Source organism: Rothia sp. 32237D007AR, assembly GCF_053544675.1.
In genome coordinates, this window is record NZ_JBPPUO010000012.1 from 1 (window position 1) to 16,015 (window position 16,015).

Annotated in this window: 15 protein-coding genes; 10 read left to right on the forward strand and 5 right to left on the reverse strand. The window is 57.8% G+C overall.

Going from position 1 to position 16,015, the window contains the following annotated elements; translation table 11 throughout:
* Positions 1-98: 98 nt before the first annotated feature.
* From ACED87_RS07885 to ACED87_RS07905, 5 genes are all read left to right on the forward strand, one after another.
* Positions 99-1,829, forward strand: coding sequence for an McrB family protein (locus ACED87_RS07885; RefSeq protein ID WP_449082424.1), 1,731 nt, complete (start codon positions 99-101; stop codon positions 1,827-1,829).
* Between the two features lie 2 nt (positions 1,830-1,831).
* Positions 1,832-3,397: a 5-methylcytosine restriction system specificity protein McrC gene (locus ACED87_RS07890; protein WP_449082422.1), complete on the forward strand. Its 1,566-nt coding sequence runs from the start codon at positions 1,832-1,834 to the stop codon at positions 3,395-3,397.
* A gap of 190 nt (positions 3,398-3,587) precedes the next feature.
* On the forward strand, positions 3,588-4,319 hold the full coding sequence (locus tag ACED87_RS07895) for a glycerophosphodiester phosphodiesterase family protein (protein WP_449082420.1): 732 nt from the start codon (positions 3,588-3,590) through the stop codon (positions 4,317-4,319).
* Between the two features lie 77 nt (positions 4,320-4,396).
* Entirely contained in the window at positions 4,397-5,890 is a 1,494-nt protein-coding gene (locus tag ACED87_RS07900) for a DUF1846 domain-containing protein (protein WP_449089857.1), read from the forward strand.
* A 254-nt stretch (positions 5,891-6,144) separates the two neighbouring features.
* Positions 6,145-7,311, forward strand: a complete 1,167-nt coding sequence (locus tag ACED87_RS07905; RefSeq protein WP_449082416.1) for a cytochrome P450 — start codon at positions 6,145-6,147, stop codon at positions 7,309-7,311.
* A 110-nt stretch (positions 7,312-7,421) separates the two neighbouring features.
* On the opposite strand, the gene ACED87_RS07910 is transcribed toward ACED87_RS07905, so the two are convergent.
* The 3 genes from ACED87_RS07910 to ACED87_RS07920 all read right to left on the reverse strand — a co-directional run bounded on the left by ACED87_RS07910 (position 7,422) and on the right by ACED87_RS07920 (position 11,309).
* Positions 7,422-7,700, reverse strand: a complete 279-nt coding sequence (locus ACED87_RS07910) for a cupin domain-containing protein (protein ID WP_449082430.1) — start codon at positions 7,698-7,700, stop codon at positions 7,422-7,424.
* Between the two features lie 35 nt (positions 7,701-7,735).
* Positions 7,736-8,353 carry a lytic transglycosylase domain-containing protein gene (locus ACED87_RS07915; protein ID WP_449089858.1) on the reverse strand — a complete coding sequence of 206 codons (618 nt, stop codon included), beginning with the start codon at positions 8,351-8,353 and terminating at the stop codon, positions 7,736-7,738.
* Positions 8,354-8,456: 103 nt separating this feature from the next.
* The gene (locus ACED87_RS07920) at positions 8,457-11,309 is read right to left on the reverse strand and encodes a multicopper oxidase domain-containing protein (RefSeq protein WP_449089859.1); all 2,853 of its coding nucleotides are present in this window, start codon (positions 11,307-11,309) and stop codon (positions 8,457-8,459) included.
* Between the two features lie 96 nt (positions 11,310-11,405).
* On the opposite strand from ACED87_RS07920, the gene ACED87_RS07925 reads away from it, so the two are divergent.
* From ACED87_RS07925 to ACED87_RS07945, 5 genes are all read left to right on the forward strand, one after another.
* Entirely contained in the window at positions 11,406-11,909 is a 504-nt protein-coding gene (locus ACED87_RS07925) for a DUF456 domain-containing protein (RefSeq protein WP_449082411.1), read from the forward strand.
* Between the two features lie 18 nt (positions 11,910-11,927).
* Positions 11,928-12,410: a hypothetical protein gene (locus ACED87_RS07930; protein WP_449082410.1), complete on the forward strand. Its 483-nt coding sequence runs from the start codon at positions 11,928-11,930 to the stop codon at positions 12,408-12,410.
* Between the two features lie 84 nt (positions 12,411-12,494).
* A complete protein-coding gene (locus tag ACED87_RS07935) occupies positions 12,495-12,746 on the forward strand; it encodes a hypothetical protein (protein ID WP_449089860.1) in 252 nt (83 codons plus the stop codon).
* A 14-nt stretch (positions 12,747-12,760) separates the two neighbouring features.
* Positions 12,761-13,639 (forward strand): CPBP family intramembrane glutamic endopeptidase, encoded by an 879-nt coding sequence (locus tag ACED87_RS07940; RefSeq protein WP_449089861.1) that lies wholly within the window; start codon positions 12,761-12,763, stop codon positions 13,637-13,639.
* A 10-nt stretch (positions 13,640-13,649) separates the two neighbouring features.
* Positions 13,650-14,954, forward strand: a complete 1,305-nt coding sequence (locus tag ACED87_RS07945; protein WP_449082407.1) for a M18 family aminopeptidase — start codon at positions 13,650-13,652, stop codon at positions 14,952-14,954.
* A gap of 82 nt (positions 14,955-15,036) precedes the next feature.
* On the opposite strand, the gene ACED87_RS07950 is transcribed toward ACED87_RS07945, so the two are convergent.
* Both ACED87_RS07950 and ACED87_RS07955 read right to left on the reverse strand, forming a co-directional pair.
* Complete coding sequence (locus tag ACED87_RS07950; RefSeq protein WP_449082405.1) at positions 15,037-15,402, reverse strand: GNAT family N-acetyltransferase; 366 nt, start codon at positions 15,400-15,402, stop codon at positions 15,037-15,039.
* A 95-nt stretch (positions 15,403-15,497) separates the two neighbouring features.
* The gene (locus ACED87_RS07955) at positions 15,498-15,953 is read right to left on the reverse strand and encodes a carboxymuconolactone decarboxylase family protein (protein WP_449082404.1); all 456 of its coding nucleotides are present in this window, start codon (positions 15,951-15,953) and stop codon (positions 15,498-15,500) included.
* Positions 15,954-16,015: the final 62 nt, after the last annotated feature.

Here is a 16,015-nt window from a genome sequence, read left to right on the forward strand (position 1 = left end):
CATATTTTTGCCGCGGGTGGGGCCGTTGTCTAGTTGGTGGGTGTGGGGTGCGTGTCTACTTTTGAATAAGCCTCATTTTTAAGCAAAAGGAGAAATAGTTGAGAAAAGATTTTATATTTTGCAACAAAAATATAGATAACCATATGAAGGAGGGAAAAAGCCAGAAAAGTTATAAGCATCCAACAATTGATCAAGATCGAAGTTACTTTATAACAAAATTTCCTGCAGAGTCCCTTTCTGCGAAGGAGTTTATAAAGCGTTTTAATACCTTTCAGGATTCTGGGTCTGGCATGAAGAAGTACTGTATTCCGGAATATGATGAGTTTTCAATTAGGTTTTCTCACGAAATTCGGGAGTCTCTGGAAAACTTGAGAGAAGAGTATTCAGGTGCGTATTTATTCAGGGTATACGATGATATTCGTAAGGAATCGAATTTAGATATTCCCTATAGTTCGACTAACTCTGCCCCTGGTGTGGTCAAAAACCTTGTTCAAATGTTTGAAAACTACAGTCAATTCTCAGATAATTTGGATTCAATAATGATAAGTGCAAAATTAAAAACAGATGCTAATGGGAATCCTAAAGATGGGATTTTTAAAAGTGATCTAAAGACAGCGGGAAGACTCCCTGAGGAGGAAGAATCTGTGATGGAGATGGTTGATCTATTGAAATTCCAGAAAAATGCCATCGTGGAAGGTGTTGCCGGCTCTGGCAAGTCTCACATGCTTCAGAAACTGCGTGAAAGCGGGGAGTATGGTGAAAACGGCAGTCAGATTGAGGTTGTTGTCCTTCACCCCTCCACTTCTTATGAAGAGTTTGTTTCCGGTATTCGTCCGAACTTTACGAAAAAGGAAGGCGAAGGAGAATTTGTAACTCAAGAGGGCATCTTCGTACAGATGTGCAACAGAGCAGCCGCCAACCCAGATAAGAAATTCTTACTCTTCATTGACGAAATCAATCGCGCAAACACCTCCCGAGTCTTTGGCGACCTCATGCTGGTCATCGAAGATTCAAAACGTGTGGACTTCAGTAAATTCACCACTAAATCTCCTGAAGATGAAAATTTTGAAACAGAAAATAAACCTAAAGTAACTTCTTTGGGTGCTGACGAATCAGCAGACGGACAAGTTGCTAAGAGCGAAAAATATCCTTTGAAAGCTTACCAATATGGTGCTCTCTTCTCCTCAGAGACAACGATTCCATCCACCGAAGATGGGAAGTCTGCCGAATATGTCCGCCTGCAAAATCCTATTATTAAGCAGGGAATTGAGTTTAGTAAACTCGCGGTCCCTTCTAACCTGCACGTCCTGGGCACCATGAACACCACTGACCGTTCCGTGGGCACCATTGACCTGGCTCTGCGTCGTCGCTTCCATTGGATTACCCAGGAGCCCATGAATGATAGGGATAAACTGCTCACGGCTTTGGAGCTTTCAGGTGATAAGGGTAAATCAGTTGATTTAGTGGCTGATTGGTTCATACATGCAAATGAAGTTTTAGGCTCAAAGGTTGGCCCTGACGCCCGCCTGGGACACGCCTACTTCTTCGGTAAAGACGGCGACGCGAAAGCTATCGCCAAAGCTCTCATTACCCAGCTCCTAGAGATTATCTTTACCTTCAATGTCAAGGAAGATGTCCTAGAAAAGATTGGACTTCCAAAACTTAAGGCGTACAACGACAAGAAACTTGACTATGAAGGTAAGGGGCTGGGTCGCCGTCCCATCGTTAAAGAAGATAAAGGTAAATCTCCAACACTCGACGGGGGCAGTGACTCTGAGAACGAGGTTTCTGACAACACTGATTCTGAAAATAGCCAGGGCGACCAGTAGTCATGACCGCCTACCGCTATTTCCGTGTGAGCGGGAAGGGCAACGGTGTCGGAATCACCGTGCTGAGGCTGGTGGGGGAAGAAAACCCCACCGGCCCAACCACCCTTACCCTGCACGTCCTCCCCAAAATCTGGTCAGACTATAAGCTCCTACGCACCCTCCCAGACCTCAGCACCTCAGAGCACGAGGGGAAAGATACTTGGCACAGCTATCTCTACGAGATGGACACCCTCCAACTTCCGGACGAGTGGGCTAAATGCCTAGCTGCCGCCACCCCAAACTCAACTGAATTTGAAGAAGAAACCCAAGAAACTGAGCTTGTATCAGAAGTAAAACAACACGGTGAGGAAGACGACAGGGAAGACGGCGAGGTAGACCCTCTCTGGCAGGAAGTCACGCAACCCGGAAAAGACCATCACAAAGTCGAACTCAAGCCCTTAGAGGACGACCACGCCAAGCTTATGTGGGACATGCTCTCCCACTACGACCAGCACCCCAGCAGGGTTGCCGGTCACCGCGACTTCCCACCAGCAGGTACAGAACTCTTCCCCCATATTCCTGCTATGCGTGAAGTCTTTTACGCCCAGTTCGTCCGTTACGCCCTTGAAGCTGTTCGCCACCGTAAACCCACCTTCTTACCTATTCAGGAAGAGCTGGGGTTTGTGCGGGGACGCATGGTGCCAAGAGGGCTCGTTGACCGTAAAGTCCAGCGACGCATGCCTATCCTGTGTGAGTTTGATGCTCTCACAACCGATAGTTACATCTGGCAGGTCATTCGCGCCGCCACCCAGCTTGCTGCCACCAGCAACAACCAAAGAACCCTGGACGCCGCTGTTGAAGTTGATGCCCACATTCGAGACGTCCGCCTGGTTCAGCCGTCAACACTCCTGACGAGCGGCATCGCCGCTAATGACCTAGCTCGCTTGAGCGCAGACTTGAAGAAGGCTTATTTCCTGGGGCGGGCAATGATCAGCGAGAACTTCGGGATCGGCGTTGAAGAACCCCTCACGGAGGGGGGTGTCATCGCCAACATCAAATACACCACCAGCGACCTGTGGGAAAAGATTGTTGCTGGTTACATGCGGCAAAGCGTCGATGAGGCTACGGTGGATGAGCAAAAGAAACTCTATCTCTACTACGACGGTAAGAAGAGCGCTTTCGTTACCCCCAAAACACCTGACCTAATCGTTACTGCCCAGCAGAAGACCACGGTGTTTGACGCCAAGTATAAGTTCCCTAAGGAGTCTATTACTCAGGCCAGTATGAGTGACCAGTACCAGCTCACTACCTACTCCTACCGGATGGGGTGCAGCGCATTCTTGGTCTATCCAGAGCTGGAGGTCGAGCAAAAGACGTCCGGCGGAGGATCTCAGTGCAACAAGGTTTCCTCTCTCTTCCTGGCACCTCCGGGTTATGGCATCAAGGGAATAGAGGGGCAGCCCCAAAAGTCCGAGGGCTGGAGCCGCATCGGCGTCCTTTCCCTGCCCTTTCCTAGTCCTGGTGCTGCTGACTTCAGCTTGGCTGAGGTATATCGGGAACGTATTCGTGAGATCTTTAGTGGCTCTTAGCCAGCTGTTCTCCTGAGAGCCGTATCCGACCTGTGCAGGCTTCTGAGCCTGTGTGCACAGTTTTCCCTGCACACAGCCCAAGGAACCCTGCACAGCCTCACGCTAGCGCCGGGGGAACTTTGCCCAGTGGGAACCTCCCGTTAACCCCCTGGCCCCATGCTGGTTAACCTCCCTGCCCCATACTGGTGCCATGCGTATTTTTGCTCACCGCGGGGCGTCCGGAACTTACCCTGAAAACACGCTTGCCGTTTTCGCCGCAGCCGCAGATTCTGGGGCGACCTGGGTTGAAACTGATGTTGATGTGGCAGCCTGCGGCACCCCCGTCCTGCTGCACGATACGCAGCTGCGGCGCACCACTAACCTGGCCGGGTCCGTCTACGATTACACTGCCGTGCAGTTGCAGGGTGCGGACGCCGGCGCCTGGTTTTCAGCCGCAACAGCAGGTCAGGCGGTGCCGACCTTGCGGCAGCTTGTCGATTTGGCGAATGAGCGGGGTTTGAACCTGAATGTGGAGCTGAAAACGAATGAGCAGGGTGCGGTGCGCTCGCGTCTTCTGGTGAGCCGGGTGATTGAGGAGCTGGAACGGCTGCACCCGGGCCGTGAGGTGATTGTTTCTTCTTTTAATCACCTCTTGCTGGCTGAGTTTAAGCGTCTGGCTCCGCAGTATGTGGTGGGTGCTTTGTTTGAGCGCCGCATGTTTCAGCCGGGGTGGCGGTCCATGCTTGAGCTGATGCAGGCGTCTGCGGCGCACCTGTCTGATGCTGATGCGACCTGCCAGCGGGTGCGTGATGTGCGCGATGCCGGGTACGAGGTTAATATTTGGACGGTCAATAGCCCCGCCCGCGCCAATGAGCTGAAGAACTGGGGCGCCACTGGTATCTTTACTGATTACCCTGAGCGGCTACTTCATCTAGAACACTAAAGCGTGCCCGCTCTCACCGCCGCCACGCGGTCGAGGCGCGAGCGCTTGCACACATGGTCTTGATAGGCTTGAATTCCATGGTGAACAAAATTGGTTTTGACCGTGAGAAGTACATCGAGATGCAGTCTCGACACATTCAGGAGCGCCGCGAAGAAATCGGCGGCAAGCTTTACCTCGAAATGGGTGGCAAGCTTTTTGACGACATGCACGCCTCCCGTGTGCTGCCAGGCTTCACGCCCGATAATAAGATTGCGATGCTGGAGCAAATCCGCGACGAAGTGGAGATCCTGATCTGCCTGAACGCCAAGGACCTGCAGCGCAATAAAATCCGTGCTGACCTGGGCATCACTTACGAGGACGACGTCCTGCGCCTGGTCGATGTTTTCCGTGACCGCGGCTTCCTGGTCGAGCATGTGGTGCTCACCCAGATGGAGGACGACAACACCAAGGCTGTTGCCTTCAAGCAACGCCTGGAGCGCCTGGGTCTAAAAGTTTCGCGTCATCGCGTTATTTCGGGTTATCCCACCAACACTGACCTGATTGTCAGCGAAGAGGGCCTGGGCCGCAACGAGTTCGCTGAAACTACCCGTGACCTGGTGGTGGTGACGGCCCCCGGCCCCGGTTCAGGTAAGCTGGCAACTGCCCTGTCGCAGGTCTACCACGAGAACAAGCGCGGTGTGAAGGCAGGCTACGCTAAGTTTGAGACCTTCCCCATCTGGAACCTGCCCTTGGAGCACCCCGTTAACCTGGCCTATGAGGCCGCTACCGTTGATCTTGATGACGCTAACGTCATTGACCACTTCCACCTGACTGCTTACGGTGAATCTACCGTCAACTACAACCGTGACGTTGAGGCCTTTCCCCTGCTGAAGGTGCTCTTGCAGAAGATGACCGGCACCACCCCTTACCAGTCGCCCACTGATATGGGTGTGAACATGGCCGGTAACTGTATTACTGATGATGCTGCCTGCCGTTATGCTTCTGAGCAGGAGATTATTCGCCGCTATTTCAAGGCCCTGGTGGATGAGGCCCGCGGCGGGCTGGATTCTACCCAGTCAGATCGTGCTGCTGTGGTCATGGCTAAGGCTGGTATTAAGGAAACTGACCGCCCGGTGGTTACCCCCGCCCGCCTGCGCGAAGAGACCACCGGTGCCCCCGGTGCGGCTATTGAGCTAGCTGATGGCACTATTATTACCGGCAAGACCACTGATTTGCTGGGCTGCTCGGCTGTTGCCCTGCTGAATGCGCTCAAGCACCTGGCTGGTCTGGACGACGCCAAGCACCTGCTCTCTAAAGAGGCCCTGGAACCTATCCAGCACCTGAAAACCCTGCATCTGGGCAGTCAGAACCCCCGCCTGCATACTGACGAGGTGCTGATTGCCCTCTCAACTTCGGCGGCACATGATGAGGACGCCCGCGCTGCCCTTGAGCAGATTAAGAACTTGCGTGGGGCGGACGTCCACACCACCACGATCTTAGGTTCAGTTGATGAGGGAATTTTCCGTTCCCTGGGCATGCTGGTCACTTCTGACCCTAAGTTCCAGAAGAAGGCCCTCTACCAGAAGCGCTAGACTGCCCGCCGTCCTGAGGTCCAAGATCCACTTAACCCCGCACTTAACTGCGGGGTTTTACGTTTAACTGCGGGGGAAACCCGGGGTGCTCGAAACCCGCCCCCTGTGAAGCCCCTGTTTATGCTCCTGCCCACGCACCTGTGTGGTTGAGTAGACGGGCGAGGTAGGTGCGCTTGCTGTATGACTTCTGATAGGTTCAAAACAGCAGTAATTTGCATACCTAATACCAATGACCGTTATGTCAGGGGAGAATCATGGCTCAACACGTTGACGAAACACACTACGACTGGAACTCCCGCTCGCCCGAAGTGCAAGAAGACCAGATCGCAGCCTACGATTCTATGCGCGCTCGGTGCCCTGTTGCTCACGATGAATTTATGGGCTACACCCTCTTCAAAAATGAGGATGTCCGGTATGCCCTTGAACATCCTGAACTGTTCTCTAACCGGGTGTCGACCCGCCACATAGCGGTGCCCAACGGAATGGACGCACCCGAACACACTGCTTTCAGAGCGATCAACGATAAGTACTTTACCCCAGAACGTATGCAGGCTTTTGAACCTCGAATCCGTAAGGTGGTGCACCAGCTCGTCTGCGATATTCCGCGCGGTGAAACGGTCGATATCATGGAAGAATTTGCCACCCGCTACGCCATGCGCGTGCAAAATGCTTTCATGGGGTGGCCAGAGAGTCTTGAAGAAGCTTTGATTGCCTGGATGAACAAGAATCGGTCTGCCACCCTCAAACGTGACCGGGCTGAGATTGCCTCGGTTGCTGTGGAATTTGACGGCTATATTCGGACTCTTCTGAACGAGCGGCGGATGAACCCTACGCTTCAGGACGTCACCGCCGAGCTCCTGCACGATCGTGTGGAGTTGCCGGGGCAGGAACCTCGCGTCATGACGGATGAAGAAATTGTCTCTCTTATTCGAAACTGGACGGTCGGGGAGCTGTCAACGGTTTCAGCTATCGTGGGAGTCATTGTGAACTTTTTGGGCGAGCACCAGGGTGAGGCTGACCGCTTGCGGCAGCATCCCGAATATATTGGTCACGCGGTGGAAGAGATTTTGCGTTTGCAAGATCCCCTCGTTGCTAACCGCCGTGTAACAACTGCAGATGTTGAAGTCGGCGGTCGTACGATTCCTGCTGGATGCCCGGTGACCATCAACTGGACGTCGGCTAACCGTGATGAGGACGCTTTTGAGGATGCCCTGGACTACCGTCCTGATCGTAATCAGTCGATGAACCTGACCTATGGCGCGGGAATTCACGCGTGCCCCGGGGCTCCTCTAGCTCGGTTGGAGCTGCGCGTACTGGTTGAAGAGTTGCTTGCAGCGACGGAGTCAATCACGGTGGAGTCTACCGTGAATGCTCAGTTCCCGGTGGCAGGTTATTCCTCGGTGAAGGTCGTCGTGAGGTAGGTGAGTGCGGCGGCGTCCGCAATGTGTCGGTGTCCTGTCGCTCCAGCGTCCACTTAACCCCGCACTTAACTGCGGGGTTTTACGCTTAACTGCGGGTGCCCCCCGGGGTGCTAGACGGTGTAGGTGGCGTCGTCAACGGGTGCACCCCAGTTGACGAACTTCCCGTCCTTGTTGAAGGGGATGACGGCGATGTGGGTCATGGGGCCATCGCTGGTGGCTCCGTGCCAGTGGTTAATGCCTGGTTCGAAGAAGGCCTCACCGGGTGTGAGGGTCTGGGGTTCCTGGCCTTCGAGCTGGTAAATGCAGATGCCGGAGGTCACCACAATAAGCTGGCCGACGTCGTGGGTATGCCAGTTAGTGCGGGCTTCGGCCTCGAAGGTAACAGCCAGGGACTGTAGCTGGCTGCTGGGTGCCTACGACTCCCCTAGCGCACCAGGGTAGCCTGCTTGAAGCTGGGGTCAGGCACACAGGTCACCGCGTATTTAGTGGAGGCTAGCTCATCAATTTTGATCACGTAGTTCTGGGTCTCAAAGTAAGGTGGGATGCCGCCAAATTCCTCCACGGCACCGGGCCCAGCATTATAGCCGGCCAAAACAATATCTTGTAGGGAGGCCTCATCTGAGACGTAGGGTGCTAGGTACTCTGAGAGGTAGGCCAGGTAGCGGCCCTGGGCGGCGATGGAGTCTTCGGGGCTGTTAATATCGCCCTTGCCCCAGATGTCCCAGGTGTCCTGGGTGAACTGGGCTAGGCCGTGGGCGCCTGCGTGTGACTGGGCGGTGGTGACCCAGCCGGATTCGGTTTCTAGCTGGGCGGCTAAGAGGCCTGCCCGGAACCCAGATACTTCTGCGGCGGCTTCAATATCGTCCCATAGTTGTGGGGGAGCGTAGGTGAGGTCGGTCTGCCCGCAGTAGTCCTCGTAGGTGGCAGAAAGCCCCACCACACCGGCTGACATTAGCACCGCTGATGCCACAATCTGCCAGTGCGCTACCAGGCCTGCGCCGAGGCGCAGGGCAAGGCTGGGCTTAGTACGTTCACTTGTCATCAGGTCAAGATTACTGGAAAACCCTCCTGCCCGTCAGGTGCGCGCCCGCCGCACACACCCAAAGGTGACGCACCCAACCTGGGCACGTCACCCTCAGAGGAGGCTACTGGCTTACCTGGATCCGCCCGCGGGCGCCACGCTCTGCGGCAGCGAAATCATGGTTGACGAAGGTGTAGGTGCCTGGCTCAACAAAGACCATTTCTACGAACCCGCCTTGTGAGGCTGAGAAATCAACGGCCTGGGACCCACCTGTTGCCTGCCCGAAGGGGTCACGGCCTTCTTGGACCAGGTAGCCACCTTCCTTATAGACGGTGTCGAACTGGGTGCCAACGATGTGGAAACTCAGCTCACCGCCAGGGCCAGCATTCAGAACCCAGATGCGCACGCGCTCACCCACGCGAGCAGTGAGAGGGCTGTGCATGTACTGGGTGGCGTGCCCGTTGAAGAGGGTGAGGGTAGGTGCAGGGGCCTGGTTGGCTGGCAGAATATCGGTCAGGACGCTCCCCCCGGCCTTCTGCTCTTGCTCTTCAGCGGTGGTGCTCTCGGTGTTACCTTCAGCGGCTGGGGTGAGGGCCATCTCTGACTGAACCAGCAGGTATTCGCGGTCTACCGGGGGCAGGCCAGGTGGGTCAATGACCACGGCGCCGAACATGCCTGCACCCATGTGGGCACTGACCGGTGCGGTGCCGCAGTGGTAGAGCCAGATACCTGAGCGTACTGCTTCAAAACGGTAGACCAGTTCTTCCCCCGGTGCAATGGTGCGCATGGGCTCATTGGGGGCGACAATACCTGCGTGGAAGTCGACCGAGTGCCCCATGGTGCCATTGTTGACTAGGGTTATTTCGAAGATGTCCCCGACCTGCCCGTGCAGGGTGGGGCCCATGTAGGAGCCGTTGTAGGTCCAGGTGTTCAAATCAACTCCTGGGGCGATTTCACGGGGTAGCTCTTGCACATCTAGGGTCTGGCGGTGAACGGTGCGGCCATCAACGACGTCACCCTCAGGGACGGGGGCTAAGACCGCGTCACGGGTCTGATAGTCAGGTGAGATCTCGCCTTGGAAGTCAATATCACCGGGTGTCAATGCTAGGGTGCCGGTGCTACCACCTGCCGCAGTAGCAGGGTGAGAGCCGTGGCCCAGGTTGCCGGTGGCTGTAGCTTCTTCACCGCTTGCTTTCACGGTAAAGACCATGCCCATGGCCTGGTGGCCAATAATGGAGCACCAGCCCTCAAGATCACCGGTGATAAGACCAGCATCTACGGTTTTAGTTTCCCCCGGTGCGATACGGCCGGTAGTGGTTCCGTTAGCGAAGGTCAAATCGTGGGCGTTGGTGGCATCAGCGTTCGTGACCTCAACGATGAGGCGGTTACCTACTGGCACCTCTACAAGGTCGGGGGTGAAGCGCATGTCGGCGGTTGCTTCTACTGCCACGGTGGTGGTCTGGCCGGTGGCCTGTGTGGCGGCGGTAGGTGCGGTGAGGCGTCCGCGCGCAGCCGGATCAGCAAGAACCCCTAGCCCCACTACCAGGGCCACGGCGAGCGCACCGATGAGGGCGTTGCGCAGGTGGGGGAGGGGTGTGGGGGTGAGGGCTTGTGGGTCGGGGGTGGGGGCTTCGCCGCGGGCTCTGGCTTGTACCATGGCTTTGCGGATGGCTACTGATTTTTTGACTCCGCGGAGCATGAGGGGGATGAAGGCGAAGAGGATGAAGGCTCCTACCAGGGAGGCGCCGGTGCGGACCCAGGAGCCTGTCCAGGAGACGGGCAGGATGAAGATGAGCAGTGATAGGTTGACCATGACGGCGCGGCCTGCGGCGAAACGGTTGAATTCGTGGTTGGCTGCGCGTACGGCTTTGGGCCCGCCGCCCATGCGGGCGGGGAGTAGATAGGTCATGGCCCCTAGGAGTACTTGGGCGAGGAAGCCGACGGTAAAGATGGGGGTGATGGGGCGCAGGGTGAGGGAGGCGAAGGGGGTGGTGGCTACCAGGTAGGCGGCCATGAGCACACCGATCAGTAGCCAGATCATGCTGGCTGCTACTGAGAAGGTGCCGTAGTCGGCGGGTTTTTTGGCGGTGGTGGTGCGCACCATGAGGATAAGGACGAGCACTAGGGCCCCGGCGTAGATGAGCAGGCCGGCGGTAGCTAGCCAGGTGAGCCCGGTCAGGGCCCCGGCTACGGTGAGGGTTAGGCCTGCGCAGAGGCCGGTGAGGGCGCGCAGGGAGCGGGTGACGGCGTCTGGGGCCATGATAGTGCGTAGCATGGTGGGCCAGAGGGTCATGAGGGTGCCTACTACTGTGATGCCTACAAAGCCCAGTATGTTAGTTGCTTCGTGGGCAAGGAGTAGGCGGCCGTACCAGGTGGCGTTGATTCCCTCGTGGGCTAGTAGGGCGCCGAAGGTGGCCCCTACTGGTAGGAGCCAGGATGCTGCGATGTAGTAGCGGACGGTGGCCCCAAAGCGGGCGGGTAGGGCGGTGCGCATCTGCTGGAGGAGAGCGATTCCGTGCCAGGTGACTGTTGCCCCTAGGCCGATGGCACCTAGGAGGGTGAGGGGGTAGAGGGTGAAGACTATTCCGACCATCAGCACCACTATGGAGGTGTTGAGGGTGTAGATGCGGGCTAGTTGTAGGGGGCGGGCGGTGTCGGGGAGCCGGTTTTTTAGGAGGGCTTCGGTGAAGTGTTGGGACCAGATCAGGATGGAGTTGGTGATGAGGCCAAGGGCTACCATGTGTACCATGAGCCAGAGGGATTCGGGTACCCAGCGGTGGGTCATGAGGAGGATGAAGAGGGCGAACATCCATAGGGAGACTGGTTTGGAGGCTTTGCGGTGCCAGGTGTGGCGGCCGCTGGCGATGTCGCGGGCTTGTTTGTCGGTGACGGGGGAGCCGGGGGCATCGAGCGGACGCGCCCCTAGGGTAAGTTGCTCGCGGTGGCCGGGCCGGGGTGCGGCGTCCTTTTCAGTCATCACTACTCCAAAACTTGTATAGGTCATGCCGATTATAGCAAGGGTAGTTTCACCCACGCTGGGAGAAGTAACAGAGCGACAAGTAGACTAAAAACCATGACCCTAGCCATCATTATCACCCTCCTAGCCGCTACCCTCATCGCCCTCGGTATCGTAGGCATCGTCTACCCTATTCTGCCTGGCTCCCTTGCAGTGCTGGGTGGCACCCTACTGTGGGGCCTGACCCTGCGCGGGCCTGAAGGCTGGTGGCTACTTGGCCTAGGCCTACCCATCATCATCGCAGGAATGGTCGCCCAAGCCGTCCTTACCGGCAAAACCCTCAAGCAGCGAGCCATCCCCAACCGCTCTATCCTCTGGGGCGTGCTCGGTGCAGTCATTGGCATGTTCGTTATCCCCATAGTAGGTCTCTTCGTGGGTTTTGCCCTTGCCCTACTCCTGAGCGAAACCCTACGCAGTCAAGGGGACATCGCCACCTCCACACGCAGCACCCTAGCCGCCCTCAAATCCATGGGCCTGGGCATACTCATTGAACTAGCCGCCGCCCTGACCACCGGCACCATCTTCACCATCTGCGCCATCACCTACTTCGCTACTGCCTAACCGGTAGACTAGTTCCCCATGAAAACTCTGCCAGCCTCCCTGCTCCTTGCCGCCACCGCCATCGTCCAGGCCCTCGGCATCTTCCGCTACACCGAAGACACCATGGCTCTTTCCGGCCACATCTTCTTCCCCGTCCTCTTTGCGCTCATGGCCATCTACATCACCTGGCGCAACACTGAGAACAACGGCGCCTTCCCCCTGGCTCACATCATCATTGCCGCCCTAGCTGTCGTTGCCCTGGGTGCCACCATCGCCGGCTGGAACGCCAGCCTCTACTACTTCTACCCCTCCTACTACGTCTTCTACGCAGCGCTGGCCCTGCTCGCGATTGAACTAGCCCTGCGCATCGCCGCCCTGCCCAAGAAGCCCACCGCTGAATCCTCCGAGAAGGTCGGCCACCGCCTGCCCGGTCGCGCCAAGACTAAGCGCGGTACCAACCTGGTCGCCGTCCGCAAGACCCCAGAGCAGCAGGCAACGGCCCCAACCCCCACCGAAAAGTAACCCCCAGTGCACCTTGTGAGACTCGGTACTGGCCTATCTGCCCACCTTCACACGCAGCGAGGCGGCTTTCGCTAGGGTAGAGGTATGAGTACTCCGAAGGACCCCCGCATCCCCTGGCAGACCCCTGCCCAGAATTCACCGCAGGCTGCGGCACCTACCCCCGCCCGAGCGTCCGCCCACCTACCAGACCAGGTGCCCTCACCTGCCTTACACCCGGTGCCAATGCCCCTGCCGCCGGTCGGCTGGCGCCCCGGCTACCAGCAAGAGCAACAGAAACTGGGCTACCACCGGCTTTCTCTGGCTGACCCCAAACACCGCTGGTACACGCCCTGCTAGAAGCCCTGATTGGGGTGCCAATCTACCTGGTGCTCTCTGTGCTGCTGGCTCTTGCTTTCTTTTTCGTTCTCTTAACAGAACTTGACCCCTGGCTGCTTACTGATGCCACCTCCTTCTTGCATGCTATGGATGCAGAAGCTCTTGAAGATGGGGCCCTGCAAAGCCCCTCCACTTTCATCTTTCTCTTTGGGTCTATAGCACTCATGTTCCCTGTCCTCTGGCTTGCCCGAATCATTGTGGGCCCTAAGCCCTGGGGGCTGATTCACTCGGTCGCCGGGCGGATGCGCTGGGGCTGGCTAGCAACCTGCTGTGGTTTAGCGGCTCTGCTCATTGTGGCCCTGCCGCTAGCCTTCGATTTCGCTCTAGGGGCACGCTATGTTCCTAGCCCCACCCTACCTACCGGCGGTCTGATCGCCATACTGGTAGCCATTATTCTGGTGGTACCGGTGCAGGCCTACGCCGAAGAGCTGGTCTTCCGCGGCTACCTCATGCAGAGTATCGGCCGCTGGCTCAAACACCCGGCCTGGGCAATTATTATTCCCGCCCCGCTCTTTATGCTGGGGCACCTCTACGATGTGTGGGGCCAACTTTCCGTGCTGGTCATGGGCCTGGCTGCCGGGTACATTACCTGGCGCACCGGTGGGCTCGAAGCGGCTATTGCTCTGCACGTGGTCAATAATCTGCTGGCTATGAGCTTTGGTGTGCTGGGCATGGCAGACCCCTTCTTGCAGCAGGGCTCTACCGCGGGCATGTTTATCTCGGCACTGGTATCGAACGGCCTGTTCGTGCTGGTAGTTATCTGGGTGGCCCGTAAGAAGGGCATAGAACGCACCCGTACTGCCCAGGTATGGGTCAAGGGCGGCCACCCTGAGGGCGCACAGCCTGTCCGGTAAAATGTGGTCTATGACTCTTTCACAGACTTTCGATGCCCGAGCTAATATTGATGATTTAGCTGCCTTTGTGACCGCCTCCCCCACCTCCTTCCACGCGGCGGCCGAGGTTGCCCGACGCCTGACCGCCGCCGGCTTCACCGAGCTGAGCGAGCAGGACGTCTGGGGCAGCTCAGCAGCGACCGGCAAGCACTTCGTGGTGCGCGATGGTGCCATCATCGCCTGGGCCGGTAGCGCTCAGCATGAAAGCTACCGGGTGCTGGGGGCCCACACCGATTCCCCCGGCTTCAAGGTCAAGCCCAAACCCTCAGTGCGCACCCTCACCTGGAACCAGGTGGGGGTCGAAGTCTACGGCGGGCCCCTGCTCAACTCCTGGCTGGACCGCGAACTGCGCCTGGCCGGTCGCCTGACTGCGCTGGTGGACGGGACGCTGGAAACCCGCCTGGTTGCCACCGGACCCATTGCCCGCATCCCCCAGCTCGCCATCCACCTGGACCGTACCGCCAACGAGGGCCTCAAACTCGATAAACAAGAGAACATCTACCCCATCTGGGGCTTTAGTGACTCCACCGGCGATGTGCTGGCCTACCTGGCTGAACGCACCCAGGGCGGGCCGGTTAGCCCTGAAAGCATCGTGGGCTACGACCTCATGTTCGCTGACACCCAAGAACCCCGCGTCCTAGGTGAAAATGGTGAGCTTTTTGCCTCCGGGCGCCTAGATAACCTCAGCTCCGTTCATGCAGGCCTCACCGCCCTGATTCGCTACGCCGACTCAGGGGAAGAAACCGCCCATACTGCTATGCTGGCTGCCTTCGACCACGAAGAAATCGGCTCCGGCACGCGCTCTGGGGCCGCCGGGCCCTTCCTTGAGGACGTCCTGGTGCGGCTCTCTGAAGCCCGCGGCGACTCCGCCGAAGCCTACCGCCGCTCCATCGCAGAGTCGGTCTGCCTCTCATCCGACGCCGGCCACCTAGTCCACCCCAACTACGCAGGGCACCACGACCCAGCCGTCCGCCCCCTACCCGGCGGTGGGCCCCTGCTCAAAATCAACGCCAACCAGCGCTACGCCACCGACGCCATCGGCGCCGGAATCTTCGCCCAGGCCTGCGCCCTAGCCGGTGTGCCCTACCAGGAGTTCGTCTCCAATAACAAGGTGCCCTGCGGCTCAACCATCGGCCCCATCACCGCAACCCGCTTAGGTATGCGCACCGTAGACGTGGGAGTGGGACTGCTCTCCATGCACTCAGCCCGCGAACTCACCACCGTAGCCGACATGGCCTACCTAACCCGCGCTATTGAGGGGTTCTACCGGGTCTAAGGCGGAAAGAAGCGACGAAGGGTGCGGGCAGACGGCACTCCGCCTGCCCCTCGCGCCTGACCAGTTCTGAAGGGGCTAAGTTTTAGCCGCGCATAGCCTGTGCCAAAAAGCGCAGGTGGGCAGGTTCGGGCTTGCGGGTCTTCTCGGCGTAGTCGGGGTGCTTCTCCACCCAGGCCTTGATGTAGGGGCAGACAATGACCGGCTCGTACCCGGCCTCAATGGCCTGGTCGAGGGCGCTCTTGACGAGCTTGGAGGCCAGCCCGTGCCCGCCGAATTCTTCCTTCACCACCGTGTGGGGGAAGATACGCTGGTTGCCCCCGCCCTCTGTGTAAGTGAAGAACTCGGTGAAGCCCGCTGGGGTACCGGAGCTATCGGCAAAGATTTCGTAGGAGCCGCGGCCACTTTCTTCGCGTTCGGTAATAACCGGGTTCTCAAGGGTTGCGTTCATGGGAAAGTCCTTTCATGAGACTTATCTAAAAAGCTAGGTGAAGCAGGCTCACAGCGAGCGTGAGCCTGTGTAACCTGCTGAATAAGGGCGGGCGGTTAGGCCGGGTGCTGGGACATGATAGAGATACGGTTAGCTGCGTTCATTGAAATCGCCAGCCACTGCACAGCACTGTACTGCTCATCGGTCAGCACGCCCCGGGCGTAGATGCGGGCAAAATCGCGGTCCTCGGGGCAGGGTAGCTTGGTCACCGTCTCAGCCAAAAAGAGGGCAGCCTTTTCGGTCAGACTATATTCACTGCTTTCCTCCCAGACGCCCACCAGGGCCCGGCGGTTCTCGCTCAGCCCGGCCTTAATAGCGCGTTTGGTGTGCACCTTCAGGCAGTAGGCACAGCCATTAATCTGTGAAACGCGCAGACAGACCAGCTCAATCAGCTGATCATCAAGCCCCGCTGCGCGGGCTGAAGCACCAGCCTGCTTGCTCAGGGCACCAAAAGCTGCCCAAGCTGCCGGGTCGGACTTATCAAGATAAAACTCTTTAGGGATATCAGACATAGCACCAGCTTACTGGCCCGGCCCGGATACAGGCTGGGAAGCCCAGTCGGGCCAACCGGTAT

Coding starts and splice junctions, on each gene's coding strand:
- ACED87_RS07890 (WP_449082422.1), top strand. CDS start 1,832: ATGACCGCCTACCGCTATTTCCGTGTGAGCGGGAAGGGCAACGGTGTC.
- ACED87_RS07895 (WP_449082420.1), top strand. CDS start 3,588: ATGCGTATTTTTGCTCACCGCGGGGCGTCCGGAACTTACCCTGAAAAC.
- ACED87_RS07900 (WP_449089857.1), top strand. CDS start 4,397: ATGGTGAACAAAATTGGTTTTGACCGTGAGAAGTACATCGAGATGCAG.
- ACED87_RS07905 (WP_449082416.1), top strand. CDS start 6,145: ATGGCTCAACACGTTGACGAAACACACTACGACTGGAACTCCCGCTCG.
- ACED87_RS07915 (WP_449089858.1), bottom strand. CDS start 8,353: ATGACAAGTGAACGTACTAAGCCCAGCCTTGCCCTGCGCCTCGGCGCA.
- ACED87_RS07920 (WP_449089859.1), bottom strand. CDS start 11,309: ATGACTGAAAAGGACGCCGCACCCCGGCCCGGCCACCGCGAGCAACTT.
- ACED87_RS07925 (WP_449082411.1), top strand. CDS start 11,406: ATGACCCTAGCCATCATTATCACCCTCCTAGCCGCTACCCTCATCGCC.
- ACED87_RS07930 (WP_449082410.1), top strand. CDS start 11,928: ATGAAAACTCTGCCAGCCTCCCTGCTCCTTGCCGCCACCGCCATCGTC.
- ACED87_RS07935 (WP_449089860.1), top strand. CDS start 12,495: ATGAGTACTCCGAAGGACCCCCGCATCCCCTGGCAGACCCCTGCCCAG.
- ACED87_RS07945 (WP_449082407.1), top strand. CDS start 13,650: ATGACTCTTTCACAGACTTTCGATGCCCGAGCTAATATTGATGATTTA.
- ACED87_RS07950 (WP_449082405.1), bottom strand. CDS start 15,402: ATGAACGCAACCCTTGAGAACCCGGTTATTACCGAACGCGAAGAAAGT.
- ACED87_RS07955 (WP_449082404.1), bottom strand. CDS start 15,953: ATGTCTGATATCCCTAAAGAGTTTTATCTTGATAAGTCCGACCCGGCA.